Genomic DNA, 21,495 nt, shown 5'->3' with positions numbered 1-21,495 from the left:
ATACAAATTGAAATTTTAGCATAGTATCAGAGCGTGTAGAACTGAATACCGGAAAGTGTTCATTAAACTGTGTCATTACTCACAGGCACGCCGTCATCTCGAACGCAGTGAGAGATCTCCGAATGCTGGCACAAACCAAGATTTGGGAGATTCTCTCACTGCGTTCGAGATGACATGGTATGACACAGTTTCTATCGACTACCCTTCACTGGTAAAATGAGGCTAGCTCAGAATCTTCCCTTTTCTCATCTCTCCTGCTCAACCCCTCTCCTGATCTTGCAGTCGCCTGCGAATTCGCAAAACTGTAGCGATTCGATGACAAGGATGCCGTAGTGGGCCTTACTCGTATGTTATCTGGCCAGGATAAAGTCATGTCAGCAGACGATCCAACATTCAGGCTGCTATATTTTTGCAGGAGAAGAGCATACTGAAGATCCACCCTTCTTAATAGCTCCTTCAGACTGGTTCTTGCCGTCAATAGCGTTAAAAACTCCGGAGTTTCTCTGCTCAGAAAGTTCAATAACTTATCAAAGGAATCCGTATTAAACAAAATATCTTTTAAAGGATCTTTTTTCGAGCCATTTCGAAGGCGCAGGGATGCTCCAATGACCTCATTAATGAATATCTCCAAAAGATTGAATTCTTTACCCCATTGGTCTTTCCAGTTTCTTCTTAGCCCCTGATTTAATTTCAGCAGACCTCTGCTCCATTCTTCATTTTCGCTGACCAGTGCTTTTAATAACAGCATCAGATTTTTGGATAAACTGCAAATCGAGCTCAACTTATCATATTGAAACATAGGCGCATAATGCTTAAAGGGGCGTTGAGTTTCAATTGCATTCAAAAGTTCAAGATAAATCACTTGCCAATTATATTTATAGTAATCAGGATGTGCATTCCTTAAAGCATCTTCATCATTAAACACTTCATCGTCATTTAGCGGCACTCCTAATCCAGTGAGATAATAGGCAATTTTATCCGGGAATTCCGGGGGAATTCGTAAACTACGACCCACCTCCTGTGAGCGTTTATCAATCTTTGTACGAATATCAACCGAGTTATTTTGATATTGGCTTTCTTCAGGACTTTTTTCTTTCGCATACAGGCCCCAGGCCACATTCTTGTCATTGTAGCCTGTACCTAGCATGTTAACGACGACCAGAATCCCTGGCTGGTCCATTGGCCGCTTATTGAAACGCTCAATCCATCCCTTATACTTTTTGATATTTGAGTGAATCGACTTGGCGAGTTTAGTTCCAGCTCCTTCATTAATTGCAGTTGTTAATAATTTCGCCTCTTGAATACTCGAGGTATAAATGATGCCTTTGTAGGAAGCGAGTGTCTCACCCATCGGATGACGATGCTCTTTGATTAAAGTCGCAATTTTTTGACATTTTTCAGCAGAATCAATTGCCAGTGAATAAGGCAAACGACCCACTATCAGCGGGGCAGTTTTACCCGCTTTACGAGAATCCGTTCGCGTAAATACGTATAGTGGTTTAACAGAATTCCCCGGCGTTGCTGAAAAGCCCAGCGAGGTCATCCCGCTTTCCATTACTCGTTGAGCATCTTTCTGATACAGATGATGCTCATCCAGGACAGTCAGCAAAGGTTTACGGTGCTTTTTCAGGATATCATCTTTTGCACTGACAAATTTTGCATAGCTGGCTTTACAGAATATCAGAACGCTTGCCTTTTCCCTCATGGGTTTATTCTTGTGAAGCAAGTTGATCGTTACTGCATTTTCCTTGCTATCGACTGGAATCACATTCTTTGGCTTAATTTCTGCAAACTTCCCTAGCCTTTCAAGAACTGCCATAAACTCTTCATGATATTGATCTACCAGTTGAAGTGTGGGCACCACAATATGAAACACAGCATCAGGGTTATTTTTAAAGAGGTAGATGAGCATCAGAATAGCAGTCAGAGTCTTCCCGCCGCCGGTTGTGATTTGGACCACTCCGTTTGATGAGTCGCATTGACTGACAGCTCTTAACGCATCAGCCTGGTAAGGATAAAGATAAACTTCTTCTTTCTGTAAGAACTCTTCCAGTTTTTGGGGGTCAAACAGTGAATTAAGCTTAGAGCCAGTCCATTGTTTCTGGAGAAATGTGTTATTACATGGAGCAGCTGATTTCGCATATCTTTTTTGTTTGGCCAGAAGATTCGGCTTCTCATATTCTTCCGGTTCTCCACCATCAAAGGACTCTCTAAGATTAAGATTAGGATTAGAGTCAGATTTAGGTTGATTATTCGCTTCCACTATTGAGCGAAAATCGCGAGTTTCAACTTGACGTTTTTGTTTCTCCACCGATTTAAAACTTCTTTCAATTTCACTTTTCATATGCGAAAGACTATTTGTCATCAGTCGAGTATAAAATGGGCTTAATCCCTGAGGAGGAAATTCTTCAGTCTGAATAGCCAGGATTTGCTCAATATATCCACCTGCATTTGCTTTTGCCTGGTTTTTAACTTTTTTTGAACGCGTTAAACTTATTGACTTCAGCCCAGGTAAATGCAGAAGGTTTCTGGCTAATTCATTATCTTGATCACCATTCTCCTTTCTTGCTTCTTCCAGCGCATGATCAATAATCATTTGAAAATAAAAGTCTTGCATACACAAGCGAGAATGCACTCCAGGGTATGCCAGAATAGACACATCCTCAGCAGTTTGTAATTTCAAAACCCTGGCTGCCTGCTCAAAATCAAAATCGAACAGCTTATACCCATAGTCTGGTTCTAAAAAGTAAAACCGCTTAAACGATAAAGTTTGCATGCCGCAGATAATCGCCTTATCTTTTTCTCGTGCAGCGGCAAGCGATTTCGTTATTCCAGCCCATGTCGACACATCGCAAAACTCCTCTGTGGCTTGTATCTGACTAAGATTGTCATCAAGGTAAACACAATGCTTGAGTTTCCATAAATACGAGAGCATAAATGCCGTCAACCGGCGCGTTTGAATATCTTCGGGATGGTAATTGCCGTGTGTTTTATAACTTAGAGCGTCTGTAATTAAAAACTCGACATTTTCAGGCTTATTTCGATCGCTCAAATTCTCATATTCATAAGCGCTGACCACCACTAACAAACGCTGCTTATCCCCCAGTAGACTGGGGTCAGGGATCATCGCATCGTGCTTACGTCCTGCAAACACGAAGGTCACTGTCTCATCGGATGACGGCAAATCATTTCTGCGGCTAACAAGGCGAAATCTTGAGTCACCACTGCTGATTTCATGAGTAAATTCAGGCTCTTCCATTGTCTGTTTGAAGGAATCAAGGGATTTAAACTGGAATGCCCCGGAATAGGTAATATTGCGGCTGGATTTCTTTAATAAAAAAGGGATTTCCGGTATGCGTTCAAATGTCTGTGAATATTTCGCACTAAACAGAGCATTTTTTTCATTAGCTTTTTTTATACGCGATGGATCTTTAGTTTTCTTACTTCGTTTTTTTGATTGTAGCTCTTCTTCAGAAGAAGAGTCGCTCAGTCGCTTATTCTTTTGCAGCCTGGATCGATTTTCCTGAGGCTCCTGTGAGAAAGGAATGGGACTCTGCTCCCTGGATTCGGGAAGTTCCTGCTCGATATCATCTGAAATATTGATGACTGCAGTCGCGGATGATGATTCGCTCAATCCTTCAGAGTCATCTGTAATAATAATTGGACTGGATAAGCTACCCTCATTAAATTGAAGGGTGTCAACATCAAAAATTTCCAGCGTCATTGGCTCTAAGTCTGTATGAATACTTGCAAAATCAGCGGACAAAATATCTGATACAGGATTTACATCCACAGCAGGAAACAGTGATCCCTGACTGGTCTCTGTCTCAGAGTGATTAAGGAATGGGGTGATATAGTTAAGAAAATCGATACCCGCTTTTTCAGCCCCCCTGAGAATTGCAGCCCAATTGGCACCATTGTTCTTTAAAAACAACGTATAGTACATATTTCCACCCTGGGCTGCAGATTCAGCCATTTGATCAGTCAGATCCAGACCCATCTCTTTTGCTTTTGCTCTTAGGAATTCGGCATATTCCTGGTAATCATAATAAGCAGCCATACGAGCTAAATGACTCAACTCAACACCAAGGGTCCCTAGATATTCTGCATATTCCCAGTCCTCGCCCAGTATAGCGCCCGAGGCAATTGTAAGCTTGTCAGCACCGAGCTCGCGCAATGCTCCTGCATAAGCACGCTGGCGTCCTCTGGCAGCCCCATGAGCTATGTGATCTATATCCGCCCCCAGCAGACGCAGGGATTCAGCATAAGCAATGTTTCCTACCTCAGCAGCCCCTGCTGCAATCCGGTGGATATCAGCTCCCGATAAACGCAGATATTCAGCGTATTTAACGTGTCCGCCTTTTATAGCGCCAACCGCAAGCGTAGTTATGTCCGCACCTTTTCTTCGCAAGATCTCTGCTAAATACAAATGACCGCTAAGAGCGGCTGCTGCAGCAACCTCACTGATGTCACTTATCTGGTCTATCAATGGCAAGAGTTCATTGATATATCCGCCTTTGGCCAGTCCCATAGCAATATACTTAAACTCAACTCCCGCTTGCTGTTGCTCGTAAGCTAATTCGTGTAAACCACTTGCAGCAGCATAGATAGCCAAAAAAGTCCGATTGCCGTAGTTATGGGGGTTATTATAGTAAGTTAGTATCGGCTCTATATGTTTTCCCTGTAAATACCCTCGTAAAACTGCTTTAAAACTAGCCTTTTTCAATAGCATCTCTGAGACTTTATCCCCATCTCCCTTTATAGCCGCGCCTTCAGCAATCGCTGAAGTACATGCTCCCTGATTTAATAACCAATTGGTAAAAATCGGATCACCATTTTCGCCAGCGCCCCTGGCAATCTGATGAATACAAGTGTTTGATTCGCGCCTGAGCACTTCTGTGGCTTCAACATCGCCAGAGCGCGCAGCGCCTCTGCCTGCTAAATGAATATTCGCTCCTAGCTTGACCAGTAATTTGACTGCATCTACCTTTTTTTGAGAGGCCAACACTTCTGCAGGTGTCCAATCAGTTCCCTGCTTACGCACGTCTATGCTAACCAAGGGGTCTTTCAGTAAATCTATTAACGCAGTCTCCTTTCCTTCTTCAGCAAGACGGCAAATGATTTCATGGTAATTAATACGCGCTCGACATTCCATTGCCAGGAAACCATAGCCTCCCTGTTTGGCGCCTTCTGCGACTGCTTCGAGGCTTGCACCTTGGTTAAGCAAGGATCTAGCAAAAACGATAAGCCCTGCTCGCGCCACGCCTTTGGCAATCAGATTGATATTGGCGTTTATATCAATTGAGGGTAATTTATCAATCCAGCCGCCACTGGCGATACCCAGTGTAATAGAATCTTCATTTGCACCGAATGAACGCATGAGCTCTACTGTTTTCCAATCGCCACAGGTTGCGGCAGCTTCTGCCATCACATTGATGTCGGCCAGCATAGCAAACAGTTCATCTACAAAATAAGAGTCGTTTCCTTGAATTGCACTTATGGCAACTGCATCAATCCTTGCACCTTTTTCTATCAGTTTTCTTGCTTCATAGCTATTACCACGCAGTGCGTATCCTTGAGCAGCCATATTAATGTTGGCATTTCTATGAGTAAGCATCCATTCTACCAACCTTGTGTTGTTGGCTCTTGCTGCTCCCCGTACAATCGAATCACGGTTGGCTCCGAGATGCATAAGCAGATTGGCAGCGTCTATTTTTCCTTCGTAAGTGAGTAACTCTGCCGCTGATACAATAATTGCTGGCCAAACAGGATTTTCAGGATCTTCAGGATTTAGGGGGGGGGCCTCTGTATTAACTATTTTTTTTCGAATATCAATACTGATATTGTGTTTAAAAAGAAATGCTTTCAAATCTTCAGGTTTGTTTTCAATGGCAAGTTTATAAATTTCATCAAAATAGTTCATACTTAACCTTTTAACTTTATACTACTGGCAGGCTTTAATAATGCGTTTTCACGAGCGTTATAAGTCAGACCCGGTTTCGATCCAATATCAGACATAGTAGCGAATCTTATCACAAGATGAACTGATTTGATACATATAGAGCGCGTTTAAATCAATACTGTGATATACTTTTTCAAAACGAAAACAGCTTAAGGTTTAGTTAATATTTCATTAATATAATGACTGGCTTTTTGCACTTTTTTTTGCCTTATTTTTATTCGATTGCTAATAATTTGTAAAACCTGGTTACCATTATTTTCAGCAGTCATAATAACGAGTTAATAATGCTTTTTGATGAATTAAAACAATTAATTACGCGCTATGAAAGACCAGCACCTGAGCAATTGAGTTCCGTTGATACGGATTTTAAACGCCTGACCAACACTTCTGAATGTGAGCAGTTAAGCCAGCAAATTGAGCGGCAAAAACTAACAATGCTGGCTAAAATGCACTTTCATAACTGGCAACTCAGCATCAATCGTCAAATCGCATCGGATAGTTGCCTGCGTAAAAATTTAAGCGCTAAAACTGCATCAAAAATATTTGAAATCGTCCATCAGGCTCCTGACCGCAAATATGAAGCTTTGCTTAAGATTATTGAAGCGCTGTATGCTTTGAAAAACTCAATAACAGATAGTCAGGAAGCTCAGGCGATTCTACAGTGTATTTTACTCCTGACCGCCTACAAAGTTTTAGCGGAAGCATCAGGAACACGAAAACAAGAAATTATACAGCCACAACCCACAGCCGATTGTGCCAGTAATTCAGCTCCAAAAATAGATAACTCTATAGATAAGGCGACTTCCTCTTATGCTGAACTTTTGGAACTTTTAAATGCCGATCCAGCTCTTTATATGCCTGAACTAACCAGAACGAATCGGGCAGTTAAAAGCCGCGAAGACGCATTAGAACGTCTTAACAGTTGTGAAGCGGTTAACTCTGTTACCTCATTAATTTCACAACTGGAATACATGCGCTCGAAGCTTACCATAGATTTCGCCTTATACGGCTATCTGACTAGTACCATTAAACTTTGCCAGTCAAACATAGACAATCTGACCAGTTTTATTGGTTACATCCAACACCATACAACAATTTCCCTGAAAACCCTGCTGGAAAGCTATATATACGCTGAAGGCAAAAAAACAAATGTCAGTGTTTTGACTTGTCTCTTAAAAAATCCTCTGGCTATTTTACTATTTGAGATCAGACCGGAAATTACAAATGCTATTTCATCCAAGGCGATGAACAATTTAATTAAGGAAAATACCATTAGGGGCGAATTCCCGGTGTTTATTTTGTTTCTTATTTTTGAACAACATTTCAATTACTTCAAAAATCAACCTCGACTGGTATCTTTAATTACGCAAAGACTTTTTTTGCAAAAGTTTTCCAAGCTTGATAATTTATCACCTGCTGAATATTTAATGAGCAGGCCTGACAGGCGAAGTTTTTTTACTTTAAATCCTAAATTGATCGACTGGCTGCCAAGTCAGCTAAAGAAAACATTCGAGCAGCATTTTAGCCCGCGAATAATTATTGAAAAAACAGCTGTTCCAGCATCAGTTCCGACGCCCAAAGACAATCTCCTCTCTCCAAAAGAAAGTTTAGTTATTACGGAAATTGAGCCGGCAGCCAAAGCGTCTATTCCTGATAAAGTGGAGCAGCAACTTAGCCCGCGAGTAAGTATTGAACAAACAGCTGTTCCAGCACCAGTCCCGACGCCCAGAGACAATCTCCCCGCTCCAAAAGAAAGTTTAGTTATTACAGAAAATGAGCCGGCAGCCAAAGCGCCCGTTCCTGATAAAGTTGAACCAATCATCAAGAAACTGGCAGAGACTAAACTGACTGAATCAACAGCACCTAAGGTTGAAAAAGGCAAGTCTGCGACTCTTACAAAGCAGGATCAGCAAATTACAGCCTGGAAAAAAGCAATTGATCTTATTTTTGGAGAAGCACAAAACCTGATTATCGACATGGTGCTTCAGGAAACTGATTATTTCAAACTCAGGATTCGACCCCCGGAAATTAATAGTTACTGGCAGGTTAAAACGAGCAAAGCGAATGAGCGAGTCAGCCGTTTTTATGCAACAAAAACCTGGTTCGACACAGCGCTTCTGAGCAGTTTAAGCAAAGTTTTGGGTAACAAAGAAGTCGAGGTCGTAGATCAATTCTTAATGTGCAAAATTGCATGGAACAAAGTGGTTAAGCTTGAGCAAATAAATAACATAGCCAAAAAAATTATTAATGCGCTTAAAACAAGCTCTGCCGATTATCATAACGCCTTACGGAAACCTGTTTCCATTCCAGAAAAGGCAACATTACCGGAAGCTGAATCCTCTGCACCTGCATCTGCTGAGACTTTGCCAGAGCAACAAGAGCTAACACCGAAGAGTGTCCAAGAGCCGGTACGAGAACCAGTAGTTGAAAAAGTAGTGAATACTGAGAAGTTCAATCCTTTGGAGATACAGTTTGCTCCTGAAGATGCCCTTCGTGTATACAGGTATGGGTTAAGAGCGCGTTATCAGTGCACTTCCTTAAATGCGGAACATCATTCTGTACTTAGAAACAATGAGTTCTGGCGTTTAAAATTAAACCAGCATTTCCGACCCTCAGTGATCCAGGCAGCCGATTTTGATCAATCTCTATCATTTGTTGCTCAATTTCCAGCTATTGCCGCGCAGGAATATCGAAATCTCCCTGACAATGTCATAGATATGTTTATTTATGCAAAAGAAAAGATGCTTGTTAGCTCAATGTACGAAGGCCTGCTGCCCCTATTGTTCTATACAGAAAGCTCAGGACGTTCCCTGTTGAATTGTATTCGCGAAACGCATACTCAGCAGGTTATTGATTGTATTTTCTCTTTAGGGATGAAATTTTTTCGACAGCAGGCGAGTCAGGGAGAGCCTGCATTTATTCAATCGCTTCTTCACTGGGCTATCTGCTGTAATCAGCGCAAAGCGGTTATAAGCGAACTGTTGCAAAGTGAAGCCGCCCATACTCCATTCACAATAGGAGATTATCACTATTTTGCAATACACCGGGCTGTTTATGAATCAGCCTATGAAGCTGTTGAGGCTATTTTAGAACAAAGCCTGATGCAGCTGACTACTGTCGATTCTTTAAACCGCAGCCCTTTCAATATTGCTTACAGTAAACAGGATAAGCACATGCTGGATTTGTTAGGATATTATTATAACAAAGCGGCGGGAGCTCAAAACTCACGTTTTTTTATTCCCATGCCTTATCCTGTTAATACTGAAAGCGAGGAGCTTGGGAAAGAGGAGATTACACAGCAAACTTACGGTGCATATACTTCCTAGCAAAATCAAACTACCTCGATTTCAACAGGGGCGATACCTTTTATGCCGAGTTTTTTAGCGGCAGCAAAGGATAAATCTATTAATCGGTTTGATAAAAAAGGACCTCGATCATTGATGCGAACCACAATTGAGCGGCCATTATTCAGATTTTTGACACGCACTCTTGTAGCAAATGGGAGTGTTGGATGAGCTGCTGTCATTGCATACATGTTGTAGCGCTCTCCGGTAGATGTTTTTTGATTCCGACCGCGTCCCCCATACCAGGAAGCAACTCCCTTCGCTTTGTAATGCTTGGCTGACTTCATCACCTGATAGGTTTTTCCTTTGATCACATAGTGATCCGGAGTATTCGATTGCTGATGGGTACAAGCAGCCAGCAGCATTGGGAGCAAATATTTAGTGAGTCTTTTAATAGTCAATACAATCATATAGTTATTATTATTCAGTTTTTAATTTAATTTTCGTTCAGAGTTAGCTGATCACACAGCAACTACTAGAGTTTTTATTGGAATCATCCTGATCATCATCACAAACTGTTTTACTCCCATCAGGTGGAGTTGGCGCAGGGGCACCAGAACGCAGTTTATTTTGATGCTTAAAAAAGCCATTTCTTTTTTTATCAGTGTTTTGAATCTCAAGCACTACTGTCTGTGTTGTTGACATTGAAAACTTCCTATACTGTTGAATTTTACCGTCTTGCGATCATGATTAGGTTACACCTTATTATTAATCTCTAGCCTTCATCTTGATTCATTTTATTGAGGATCTCGCTGACATCGATATCTTGGGCCTGCTGCAGTAATTCTTTAAGAGTTGATTCGGGCATACTACCTGATTCTGAATAAATGGCGATACCTTCTTTAATAATCATTAAATGGGGAATAGAGCGAATTTGAAATGCGTCTGCGATTTGCGGCTGCTCTTCGATATTGATCTTTACAAAATCGATATCTGGATTTTGCTCTGCTACTTGTTCATAAATCCTGCCAAATTGCTTGCAAGGTGCACACCAGGGAGCCCAAAAATCAATCAGGAACAATCCTTTCTGATTAATCAATACATCCAGCTGATCTTCATTCACGCTTTTGAGCATGACTCTTCCTTAGTCGTGATGGCTTCCAGAATGCGGGAAAAAATGGTATCAACGCTTCCTAATCCAGAAACTCTATGGAATGCCGGAGCACCTGAACTGTCGCTATCCGCCCATTGCTGATAATATTGAACCAAAGGCTCCGTCTGCTGATGATAAATTTCAAGCCGTCTTTTGACCGTTTCTTCTTTATCGTCATCCCGCTGGATGAGTGCTTCACCAGTCAGGTCATCCCGGCCTTCAGCTTGGGGAGGATTAAATCGAATGTGATACACACGGCCTGAGCCTGGATGAACGCGCCGCCCGCTAAGTCTGCTGATAATTTCAGAATCGGGAACTGCAATTTCAATCACATGATCCAGACGTATACGGGCAGTTCTTAATGCTTCAGCCTGAGGAATAGTTCGCGGGAATCCATCAAATAAAAAGCCATTTGTACAATCTGGCTGCTGTAACCTTTCTTTTACCAGGCGAATAATGATGTCATCAGAAACCAGTTTGCCTGCATCCATGACCGCTTTGGCACTTCGACCCAATTCAGTACCGGCTGCAATAGAGGCTCTTAACATGTCGCCTGTGGATATTTGCGGAATATCAAAATATTCAATTAGCCGTACTGCCTGAGTACCCTTGCCAGCACCTGGCCCCCCTAATAACATTAAACGCATTCGTGACTCCTACATGGAAAGTTCAAGCTTGACCAGACTTGAAAAGCAGCCCTCAACTTTTAAAGAAGAGTACTGTGCTATCGACTCAAGGCAATATCCGTCAAACGGCCTTATTATTTTAACTTGCCTGAATGAAAATGTCACTAACAGGCATTTTTTCTAGATCCAGTTAAGCTCAAATGTATACTAAACTGTCATCTCCGCGAAGGCGGGGATCCATCTCTGAGCTCGCTATAATGCCAACTGAGGAATGGATTCCCGCCTTCGCGGGAATGACAAATTCCTTAACTTAATAGCAGTGTCTCTTGGCCTACGTACCGCGACTTGTGTTCGCGGTTATCCGACATCTCAACATGTGCATATTCTTTAATAATAGACGCTTATTTATACCCGCTATAATAAGAGGAGCCACGGCCGCAACGCGCCATTTGAGCCTGATAGATCATTGCGCGGGTTTTAACCTTGCGGGCAACGCCAATCAGCCAGGGTTTTTGCAGATAGGTTTTTCTCATAAAACCTCCTATTCCCTCATGATACGCCAGATAGAGATTATAGGTGTCATCTCTTTGAATTCCAGCACGACGATAAGCCTGGTTAGCATACCAGCCAACGAAGTCTACTGCGTCGGTAAAATCATCACGAGCCGCCCATACCCCGCCATCTGATTTCTTATACTGGGCCCATGTAGCACGTAAAGCCTGAGTATAGCCATAGGCAGAAGAAGGACGCTTCCAGGGAATAATCCATAACAATTTGGTTCGCTTGGGCGTTGCATTCGCATCAAACTTGGACTCCTGATGAATAATGGCCATTTGAACAGCCACAGGCACCCGCCAGCGACGCTCAGCATCTTTTGCATCCAGATACCATTTAGGGTATTGCTTGAAAATACTGCAAACATTATTAACATCTCGCGGTGGCGGTGTACTGACACAGGCGCTGAGCAGTAAGAAAGGGACAAGCAATAAAAGGCGTTTCATATTAAAAAACCACGTCATGTTGGTATAAATGAGCGTATTAGTAACAAAAATCCCACTGTCTCGCAATATCATCGAGTTTTTCCTTTGACAACAGGAACAAATATCCTGGTAGCAATAACTGTGCTAGAATTTGAGATTTATTATTTATCAAGTAGTTTATGAGTGTTTTAGTCTTTGATATTGAAACGGTTCCCGATGTGCATTCTGGCAGAAAGCTATTTCATCTGGACAATCTCAGCGATGAAGAAACAGCCAAAGCGATGTTTGCCTTGCGCCGTGCCAAGACCGGAAATGATTTCCTGCCTCATTATCTGCAAAGAGTAGTCGCTATCTCAGCGGTGATTCAGAATAACAATCAGGTCAAAGTATGGTCTTTAGGCGATGAACAGGCCGATGAAAAAGAACTGATTAGCCGTTTTTTTTCCGGTATTGACAAATATACTCCTATTCTGGTGAGCTGGAACGGCTGTGGTTTTGATTTGCCGGTTCTGCATTATCGCGCCTTGCTGCATGGAATTCCTGCCCCTACCTATTGGGAGTATGGAGAAAATCAGCAGAATTTTCGCTGGAACAATTATCTTAACCGTTTTCATTACCGCCACCTTGATTTGATGGACGTGCTCGCAGCTTATCAGAGCCGCGCCTCTGCACCATTAGATGACATTGCCCATATGCTGGGTTTTCCCGGTAAAATGGGAATGAGCGGCTCAAAAGTCTGGGATCAGTATCAGGCAGGTCAATTAAAAAGTATTCGTGACTATTGTGAAACGGACGTTCTCAATACCTATTGTGTCTATCTCCGCTTTGAGTTAATTCGGGGAAGTATAACGCAGCAGGAGTATGAAAATGCCATCCTGACTCTCAAAACTTATCTGGCAGGAGAAAATGAACGGCTGCATTGTCAGGAATTTTTAAAGCAGATGGCATAAGCGCTAACAAACTTTATCTCGCTTAAGGGTTTCTTAAGAGGTTTAAGTTATAGTATGTGTGTAAAAACCAGGACTTTCCATGAAACACTCTTTATTTACAGATTCTGATGGTAAATTTTCCTTAAAGATTAAGCCTGACGATAAATTTTTTGTAGCTATCTGTAAAAGGAAGGACAATCCACACTCCTTTAGTTGTCTGGGTGTCATTCATAACAACATCCCGTTGATCCTTGCTGGATTCGGTAAATACAAGAAGAAAAATGCTACTCGTTGTGAAATGGCTTTTTGGCAAGCCGAGGGGGTTATGTATGATGAATCGATCCTGCTAAATACTTCAGGCGCCTATCTGCAGGATGTAACCTATAAAGCGTTTGAAATCGATTACGAGAGTTATAAACGGCATATGGCAGAAATGGCTACATTTTCTTCCGAACAAGTAAAGAGAAAAGTAACCAGCAGGTACTTATCAGCGTTTCAGCCAGTTGAGGAAAATGAGGATGAAATCATTTTTCAGCACCGATTCCTGAGAGACTTAACCTCTGCGGATACAGAGGAGGGCTTTAAACCCGATTACTGTGAAATAAGCCAGCGAAATACCTGCCGACATACCGCTGTCGATATGACCCGTCGCGCTACTCTTTTGGATGATCTTGGCAAAGGAGTTTCACGGCTTTTCTTTCGCAGACTGCCTTTGTCCATGAGATTAAACGAAGGACTTGTTGAAACCGATCATTTCTTTCTGCTGCCTCCTCCGCCAAATGCATTTACCAACATGCATCCCAAAACTCTGGCTATTGCAAAGAGACTCTATAGTCGTCTGGATGAAATGATTCAGATTGGAGATAAAAATCCAATTACCTGTGATAAATTTGAGGCTATCAAGCAGCTTTATAATGAAACCACACAGGACTATGCTTGTGATTATCCAAAACTGATCCATCATATTGAAGACTGGTTAACGGACAAGCGGCGATTAATTGGCACTCATCGAAACGCTCACTGGTTTCAAACGACAACTGCCAGCACCAAAATGTTTAATGAGATCCTTGATGAATATAAGAAACCAAGCGCTGGATAAGTTCACGAACTAACTAGACGATGACTTTCTTATACAGCCACGCGTCTTCAACTCCAGCCTGATCATCATAATAATGTTCTTTGATTCCGTCGCGTAAAAAACCCATTTTTTCATAAAGCTGAATAGCCCCCGCATTGCTGGGTCTGACTTCCAGAATATAGGTATTGATAAGCGGACTAACTGGTAAATCAAGTAACTGAGTTAAAAGCTGACGCCCGACGCCTTGCTGTTGATACGAAGGAGCAACACACAAATTTAAAATATGACAGACATTGAATGCCTGACGGCAAATACTATAACCAAGAATCTGTTGCTGGTTTTCTTTAATAGACTCTATGACCCGGCAATCATAACCAACCAGTATGCAATCTACAAGAATACCGCGGCTCCAGGGCGCTTTATGCCCCTGAGTTTCAATGGTATATACATCATCAATATCTTCAAGCCTCATCGGCCGTATTGAATACTTCACGGGTATCCTTTAGCTGTGTCGTTCCCGCTTGCCTGAAAGTTCTCTCTCCCCTCAAGGGAGAGAGTCAGGGAGAAGGGTTCAAAAATCAACCCTCACCCTAGCCCTCACTGCCATTGAGTTGAGGGAATTTTGTCATTCCCACGAAGGTGGGAATCCATTCCTCAACTGGCATTATAGCTAGCTCAGAGATGGATCCCCGCCTTCGCGGGGAGGACCGTTTATATACAACTAAGCTTAACTTAATGACAGTGATCCTAGCCCTCTCCCAACTTGGGAGAGGAGATTTTTTCACAAGTTGGCGCCAATGCGCCTTCGGGTAATGACAGGAGTCATTTACTTCTCAGTTTTCTTCTTTGGCATATATAAATCCGTCACTGTCCCTTCGAAGATTTCAGAGGCCAAAGCAACCGATTCAGATAAAGTGGGATGCGGATGAATTGTTAGAGCAATATCTTCCACATCACATTGCATTTCAATTGCCAATGAAGCTTCTGAAATCAAGTCGCCTGCATTAATCCCGACAATTCCAGCTCCGAGAATTCGTTTGCTATCAGGACAGAACAGTAATTTGGTCATCCCTTCCTCACGGCCCATACTTAGAGCACGACCGCTTGCCATCCAGGGAAATACAGCCTTTTCATAGGAAATGCCTTTTTCCTTAGCTTCTTTCTCAGTTAAACCAGTCCAGGCAATCTCAGGATCAGTGTAGGCTACGCTGGGAATACATTTTGGGTCAAAATAGTGTTTCAAACCTGAAATTACTTCAGCAGCTACCCTTCCTTCGGGCATCGCTTTATGGGCAAGCATTGGCTGGCCTACTACGTCGCCAATCGCATAAATATGCGGCACATTGGTACGCATCTGGTTATCAACTTTAATAAAGCCTCTATCGTCCACTTTGATACCAGCAGCTCCAGCATTAATCGCGCCGCCATTAGGTTTTCTTCCCACGGCAACCAGAACCTGAGCGAATTTCATGGGTTGTTCAGTGGTATGCTGACCTTCCATAGACACATATAAGGCATCTTTTTTTGCCTCAACTGCGGTAACTTTTGTTTTAAGAAGGAATTTGACGCCTTTCTTGCTCATTCGTTTTTGTAAAACATTGACCAAGTCAGAGTCCGCGCCCGGAATTAGTTGATCCATGAACTCCACGACTGTCACATTCACCCCGAGGGCAGAATACACCGTCGCCATTTCAAGCCCAATGATTCCACCACCAAGAACGAGCAGATCGCCTTTGATATCTGCCAGTTCCAAAGCGCCTGTTGAGCTGAATATTCTTGGATCTTCAGGAATAAACGGCAATTTAACAGATTCACTGCCCACCGCAATAATCGCATTATCAAAATCAATCGTGGTAGTTTGTCCTTCATTCTCCACTGTAATCTGATGAGTACCTGAAAAACGCCCTACTCCGGTTACGACCTCAACCTTTCGCTGTTTCGCTAAAATCTTCAAGCCGCCAGTCAACTTGCCGATCACTTTATTTTTCCAGCCAACCAGTTTAGTGTTATCGAAGGAAGGCTGGTTGAAACTTACTCCCAAATCATTCATTTCATGCGCTTCATCGACCACTTTGGCGATATGCAGCAGGGCTTTTGAAGGGATACAACCCACGTTTAAGCAAACGCCTCCAAGGCTATTGTAGCGCTCTACCAGAATCACTTTCTTACCTAAATCCGCCACTCTGAACGCTGCCGTGTAACCACCAGGTCCACTGCCTAAAACAACCACTTCCGCTTTCATATTTACACTCATTAGACGCCTCTTTTAACGTTTAGCACATAATATTTATTAATAACATTGTCTAAAGCAGAACTCTCCGAATATCTGCCAATGTGTCTGCAATATAGCGAGTAAATCTGGCCGCCTCAGCACCATCGATCACCCGGTGATCATAAGATAGAGATAGCGGAAGCATTAAGCGCGGCTTAAATTCTTTTCCATCAAACACCGGTTTAATGCTGGAGCGAGATAATCCAAGTATAGCGACCTCAGGACTATTTACTATTGGAGTAAAAGCCGTTCCACCGATACCTCCCAGGCTTGATATGGTAAAGCAGCCGCCGCTCATATCAGCAGGCATCAGTCCTTTCTCGCGAGCTTTAGTGCTCAAACGAGCCATTTCCAATGCAATTCCGGCAACATTAAGCTTGTCTACTCCCTGAATAACAGGCACAACCAGACCATTAGGCGTCTCAACAGCAATACCGATATTAAAATACTGTTTAAAAATCAGGTTCTCACCGCTGCTATCTAATGAAGCATTAAATTGGGGGAACACCTGCAATGCTTTACAAACCACTTTAGTGACAAAAGCCAGCACTGTTAATTTATATCCGGATTTACTGGCAGCCTCTGATTCTGATTTACGAAATGACTCCAGGTCGGTGATATCTGCTTCGTCAAACTGGGTGACGTGAGGGATAGTAATCCAGGATCGGTGTACGTTAACACCAGTCAGGCGCTTGATCTTGTTCAAAGGCTTTGTTTCGATCGCTCCGAATTTACTAAAATCAATAGACGGTGCCTGCGGCAATGAAAATCCAGAGCTCGATGGCTTTTCTGCAAGGCGGCTTTTAACATAACTCTGAACATCTTCTTTGCTGATACGTCCCTTTCTGCCGCTGCCTTTTACAAGCTTTAAGTCAACGCCAAATTCTCTGGCTAAACGACGAACCGCAGGACCTGCAAAAACACCTGAACTGCTGCCTGATTCTTCAATTTTCTCTTCACGAACTGGCGCTTGCTTCACTTCTGGTTCAGCTGATTTTGTCTCAAGCGATGGTTTATCTTCCTGAGCTTTAGGTGCAGGCGCTTCTATCTGCTCTGTGGATTTCATTGTAAGGACCAGAGATCCCTGCGATACCTTATCCCCAACCTTCACAGCAACCTTTTCAACGACGCCCTCTGCTGGAGAAGGAATATCCATTGTGGCTTTATCCCCTTCGAGAGTAATCAAAGCCTGATCTTTTTCAATTGAATCGCCTGCTTTAACCATCACTTCAATGACATCAACATCAGTTGCACCGCCAATATCGGGAATATTGACCGCAAGCAATGAAGTGCCTTGTGGAATAGTTGGCTTTTCTTCGGCTTTAGGCTCAGCTGCTGCTTTAGCGACAGGTTCTTCTTTCTTTTGTTCGCTTTGTCTGGCCGCAGGCAGGCCTTCATCAACTGTTAAAACAAGAATATCATCCCCTTCCGAGACTTTATCGCCAATATTAACCAGCACTGAGTGTACCTTACCGGCTTTAGGCGAGGGGATTTCCATGCTCGCTTTATCGGATTCCAGCGTGATTAAAGGTGTATCGATTTGGACCTCATCACCAGGCTTCACCAATAGTTCAATGACATCCACACCAGCCGCACCCCCGATGTCTGGAACCTTAACTTTCATCTCATCTGACATATTTTTCCTCAGCAAACTGGTCAAACTGTCTTAACGAAGCACCTATATGCTGCACTAAGACGCTTAATTCTTAAGGAACTCTCCCTAAATTTTCTCTTTCCTCAGGGGAGAGAATTAGAGAGAGGGGTTTAAACCAACCCTCACCCTAGCCCTCTCCCAACTTGGGCGAGGGGATTTCTTTTTAATCTCCACCTTAAATCCTCTCGCCCCTCAGGGGAGAGATTTAGAGAGAGGGGATTAAAATCAACCCTCACCCTGGCCCTCTCCCAACTTGGGAGAGGGGATTTCTTTTTTAATCTCACCTTAAATCCTCTCGCCCCTCAGGGGAGAGAGTTAGAGAGAGGGGATTAAAATCAACCCTCACCCTAACCCTCTCCCAGCTTGGGAGAGGGGATTTCTTTTTAATCTCCACCTTAAATCCTCTCGTCCCTCAGGGGAAAGAGTTAGAGAGAGGGGTTTAAACCAACCCTCACCCTGGCCCTCTCCCAACTTGGGAGAGGGGATTTCTTTTTTAATCTCACCTTAAATCCTCTCGCCCCTCAGGGGAGAGAGTTAGAGAGAGGGGATTAAAATCAACCCTCACCCTGGCCCTCTCCCTGCTTGGGCGAGGGGATTTCTATTTAATCTCCACCTTAAATCCTCTCGCCCTCAGGGGAGAGAGTTAGAGAGAGGGGATTAAAATCAACCCTCACCAGGGCCCTCTCCCAACTTGGGAGAGGGGATTTCTTTTTTAATCTCACCTAAAATCCTCTCGTCCATCAGGGGAGAGAGTTAGAGAGAGGGGATTAAAATCAACCCTCACCCTAGCCCTCTCCCAGCTTGGGCGAGGGGTTTTCTCTTAAGTTGCCACCTATACGCCAGGAAAGGACAACTTAACTTAAACCCTACTGGGTTATAGGATTTGGCTTATCCTGTTTGATCCCATATTTCTTAAACGCATCAGCCATAACCGATTTTGGCAGACTGCCGTCCTTGACTAAAGCTTCCAAGGCTGCAATGACAATATATTTGGCATCCACTTCAAAGAAGTGGCGCAAACGTTCCCTGGTATCACTTCTTCCGTAGCCGTCAGTTCCCAAGGTTACATAATTCGCATTGATATAGGGGCGAACCTGTTCTGCATATAAGCGCATATAGTCACTAGCTGCAATAACAGGACCCTTTCGATCAGCGAGTAATTGCGTGACGTAAGCTTGCTTGGGAGATTGCTCCGGATTCATCCGATTATAATGTTCAACCGCCAGTCCATCCCGCCGTAGTTCGTTAAAACTTGTCACGCTCCAGACTTCCGAACTTACATCAAAGTCAGAGAGTAACCATGAGGCGGCTTTTTCAACTTCACGCAGGATAGTACCGCAACCCATTAGCTGAACATGGGCTTTCGCTTTCTTCTTATTACTTGCATGCAGTAAATACATTCCCTTGATGATGCCTTCTTCCACACCCTCTGGCATATCAGGTTGAGTATAATTCTCATTCATTACTGTGATGTAATAAAATACATTTTCCTGTCTGGTATACATCCGCTCAAGGCCATTTTGCATGATGACTGCCAGTTCATAGGCGTAGGTGGGATCGTAACTGACACAGTTGGGAATTGTTGAGGCCATGATATGGCTGTGACCATCCTGATGCTGGAGACCTTCGCCAGCAAGCGTCGTGCGGCCCGCTGTTCCGCCCAATAAAAAGCCGCGTGCCTGCATATCGCCCGCTGCCCAGGCCAGATCACCAACCCGTTGAAAACCAAACATGGAATAATAGATATAAAAAGGAATCATGGCTAACTTGTTAGAACTATAAGAAGTTCCAGCTGCTATCCAGGAACAGAACGCCCCAGCTTCATTAATACCTTCCTCCAGAATCTGACCGTCACGCGCTTCACGGTAATACATCACCTGCTCATGATCCACTGGCGTGTAAAGCTGCCCTACGGGAGAGTAAATTCCGATTTGTCTGAATAAGCCTTCCATTCCAAATGTCCGGCATTCATCAGGCACTATTGGCACAATCCGGGGACCTAGTACTTTGTCTTTCAATAGAACTGACAAAATTCTGACAAAGGCCATTGTCGTGGATATTTCACGATCCCCAGTTCCCTTAGTCACCGCAGAAAACGCAGACAAGTCAGGAACAGGCAAAGGTTCAACACTGGTATTACGTGCTGGTAAATAGCCGCCCAATGCTTCACGCTGTTTGCGAATATATTGTATTTCAGGACTATCTTCAGAAGGACGATAAAAAGGAATCTCGGTAATTTCTGCATCGCTGACAGGAATACTGAAACGATCACGGAAAGCCCTGAGTTGCTCAATCGACATTTTCTTTTGCTGATGGGTTATATTTTGCCCCTCGCCTGCAGCCCCCATTCCATAGCCTTTAATTGTTTTTGCAAGAATTACGGTGGGACGTCCTTTATGCTCTACTGCCTCTGCATACGCGGCATATACTTTCTGCGCATCATGACCACCGCGGTTGAGCCGCCAGATTTCTTCATCTGACATGGATTCAACCATTTTTTTCAATTCAGGATACTGTCCAAAAAAATGTTCTCTGACATAAGCGCCGTTATTGGCTTTATAAGCCTGGTAATCGCCGTCAACGCATTCTTCCATGCGTTTTTGCATGATTCCAGTTTTATCACGGGCGAACAGGTTATCCCAGCGGCCGCCCCAGATCACTTTAATTACATTCCAGCCCGCCCCCCGGAATATGCCTTCCAGTTCCTGAATAATTTTGCCGTTACCTCGTACAGGGCCGTCCAGGCGCTGCAAGTTGCAGTTTACAACAAAAATCAGATTATCCAGTTTCTCTCTTGCGGCAATAGACAAAGCACCCAGTGATTCGGGCTCATCCATTTCACCATCACCCAGAAATGCCCAGACCTTGCGGCCTTCCGACTTGATTAAGCTTCTGTTTTCAAGATATTTAAGAAAACGCGCCTGATAAATAGCCTGCAGTGGCCCTAAACCCATTGATACAGTAGGGAATTGCCAGAAATCAGGCATTAACCAGGGATGAGGATAGGATGATAATCCATCAACCTCTACTTCCTGGCGAAAGTTGGCTAACTGTTGCTCTGACAAACGTCCTTCAAGGAAGGCGCGAGCATAAATACCAGGAGAAGAATGGCCTTGTATATAAATCAAATCGCCGCCATTTTCGCCATTCGGGCCTTTGAAAAAATAGTTAAAACCGGTTTCATATAAAGTGGAGGAAGATGCGTAAGAAGCAATATGACCTCCCAGCTCAGGAGCATACTTGCCAGCACGAAGCACCATAGCGACAGCATTCCAGCGAATGAGTGCGCCAATTCGTTTTCCAAGGCCTTCATCAGGGGGCATCAATTGCTCTTCATGCGGTTTTATCGTATTGCGGTATGGAGTATGGATTTTATTTTCCAGGGCAACACCTTCTGCATTCGCTTTGTTCAGTAATTGTTGCAGCAAAAAAGCAGCCCGCTCATTGCCGTCATTATTGACCACAGCCTGTAAAGCATCCAGCCATTCACGGGTTTCTATTGGGTCAATATCGGTATTTATTTCATTCGCCATGAATGTTTCCTCGTAAATCTAATG

Annotated in this window: 13 protein-coding genes; 3 read left to right on the top strand and 10 right to left on the bottom strand. The window is 43.4% G+C overall.

Annotated features, from left to right (window positions below; genetic code table 11):
* Positions 1-205: 205 nt before the first annotated feature.
* Positions 206-5,923, bottom strand: coding sequence for a DEAD/DEAH box helicase family protein (locus E1O89_RS01945; protein WP_133138680.1), 5,718 nt, complete (start codon positions 5,921-5,923; stop codon positions 206-208).
* Between the two features lie 323 nt (positions 5,924-6,246).
* On the opposite strand from E1O89_RS01945, the gene E1O89_RS01940 reads away from it, so the two are divergent.
* A complete protein-coding gene (locus tag E1O89_RS01940) occupies positions 6,247-9,288 on the top strand; it encodes an ankyrin repeat domain-containing protein (RefSeq protein ID WP_133138679.1) in 3,042 nt (1,013 codons plus the stop codon).
* Positions 9,289-9,293: 5 nt separating this feature from the next.
* Here E1O89_RS01940 and E1O89_RS01935 read toward each other — a convergent pair whose 3' ends face one another.
* The 5 genes from E1O89_RS01935 to E1O89_RS01915 form a co-directional block, all read right to left on the bottom strand.
* A complete protein-coding gene (locus E1O89_RS01935; RefSeq protein ID WP_112218588.1) occupies positions 9,294-9,716 on the bottom strand; it encodes a septal ring lytic transglycosylase RlpA family protein in 423 nt (140 codons plus the stop codon).
* A gap of 43 nt (positions 9,717-9,759) precedes the next feature.
* On the bottom strand, positions 9,760-9,951 hold the full coding sequence (locus E1O89_RS01930; RefSeq protein WP_133138678.1) for a hypothetical protein: 192 nt from the start codon (positions 9,949-9,951) through the stop codon (positions 9,760-9,762).
* Positions 9,952-10,021: 70 nt separating this feature from the next.
* Positions 10,022-10,381 carry a thioredoxin family protein gene (locus E1O89_RS01925; RefSeq protein ID WP_133138677.1) on the bottom strand — a complete coding sequence of 120 codons (360 nt, stop codon included), beginning with the start codon at positions 10,379-10,381 and terminating at the stop codon, positions 10,022-10,024.
* Positions 10,366-11,046, bottom strand: coding sequence for an adenylate kinase (gene adk / locus E1O89_RS01920; RefSeq protein ID WP_133138676.1), 681 nt, complete (start codon positions 11,044-11,046; stop codon positions 10,366-10,368). Before adk ends, E1O89_RS01925 begins: the two co-directional genes overlap by 16 nt.
* A gap of 380 nt (positions 11,047-11,426) precedes the next feature.
* Positions 11,427-12,026 carry a transglycosylase SLT domain-containing protein gene (locus tag E1O89_RS01915; protein ID WP_187347022.1) on the bottom strand — a complete coding sequence of 200 codons (600 nt, stop codon included), beginning with the start codon at positions 12,024-12,026 and terminating at the stop codon, positions 11,427-11,429.
* Between the two features lie 158 nt (positions 12,027-12,184).
* On the opposite strand from E1O89_RS01915, the gene E1O89_RS01910 reads away from it, so the two are divergent.
* Both E1O89_RS01910 and E1O89_RS01905 read left to right on the top strand, forming a co-directional pair.
* Positions 12,185-12,955: a 3'-5' exonuclease gene (locus tag E1O89_RS01910; RefSeq protein ID WP_133138675.1), complete on the top strand. Its 771-nt coding sequence runs from the start codon at positions 12,185-12,187 to the stop codon at positions 12,953-12,955.
* Positions 12,956-13,034: 79 nt separating this feature from the next.
* Positions 13,035-14,033: a hypothetical protein gene (locus E1O89_RS01905; protein ID WP_133138674.1), complete on the top strand. Its 999-nt coding sequence runs from the start codon at positions 13,035-13,037 to the stop codon at positions 14,031-14,033.
* A gap of 13 nt (positions 14,034-14,046) precedes the next feature.
* Here E1O89_RS01905 and rimI read toward each other — a convergent pair whose 3' ends face one another.
* From rimI to aceE, 4 genes are all read right to left on the bottom strand, one after another.
* Complete coding sequence (rimI, locus tag E1O89_RS01900; protein ID WP_133138673.1) at positions 14,047-14,505, bottom strand: ribosomal protein S18-alanine N-acetyltransferase; 459 nt, start codon at positions 14,503-14,505, stop codon at positions 14,047-14,049.
* Positions 14,506-14,838: 333 nt separating this feature from the next.
* Complete coding sequence (gene lpdA / locus E1O89_RS01895) at positions 14,839-16,266, bottom strand: dihydrolipoyl dehydrogenase (protein ID WP_133138672.1); 1,428 nt, start codon at positions 16,264-16,266, stop codon at positions 14,839-14,841.
* Between the two features lie 49 nt (positions 16,267-16,315).
* Positions 16,316-17,920 (bottom strand): dihydrolipoyllysine-residue acetyltransferase, encoded by a 1,605-nt coding sequence (aceF, locus tag E1O89_RS01890; RefSeq protein WP_133138671.1) that lies wholly within the window; start codon positions 17,918-17,920, stop codon positions 16,316-16,318.
* An 884-nt stretch (positions 17,921-18,804) separates the two neighbouring features.
* Positions 18,805-21,471 carry a pyruvate dehydrogenase (acetyl-transferring), homodimeric type gene (aceE, locus tag E1O89_RS01885; RefSeq protein WP_133138670.1) on the bottom strand — a complete coding sequence of 889 codons (2,667 nt, stop codon included), beginning with the start codon at positions 21,469-21,471 and terminating at the stop codon, positions 18,805-18,807.
* Positions 21,472-21,495: the final 24 nt, after the last annotated feature.

This window comes from Legionella genomosp. 1 (genome assembly GCF_900640215.1).
Lineage (GTDB): Bacteria > Pseudomonadota > Gammaproteobacteria > Legionellales > Legionellaceae > Legionella_C > Legionella_C quinlivanii_A.
This window is presented reverse-complemented; position numbering and strand designations above follow the sequence as displayed.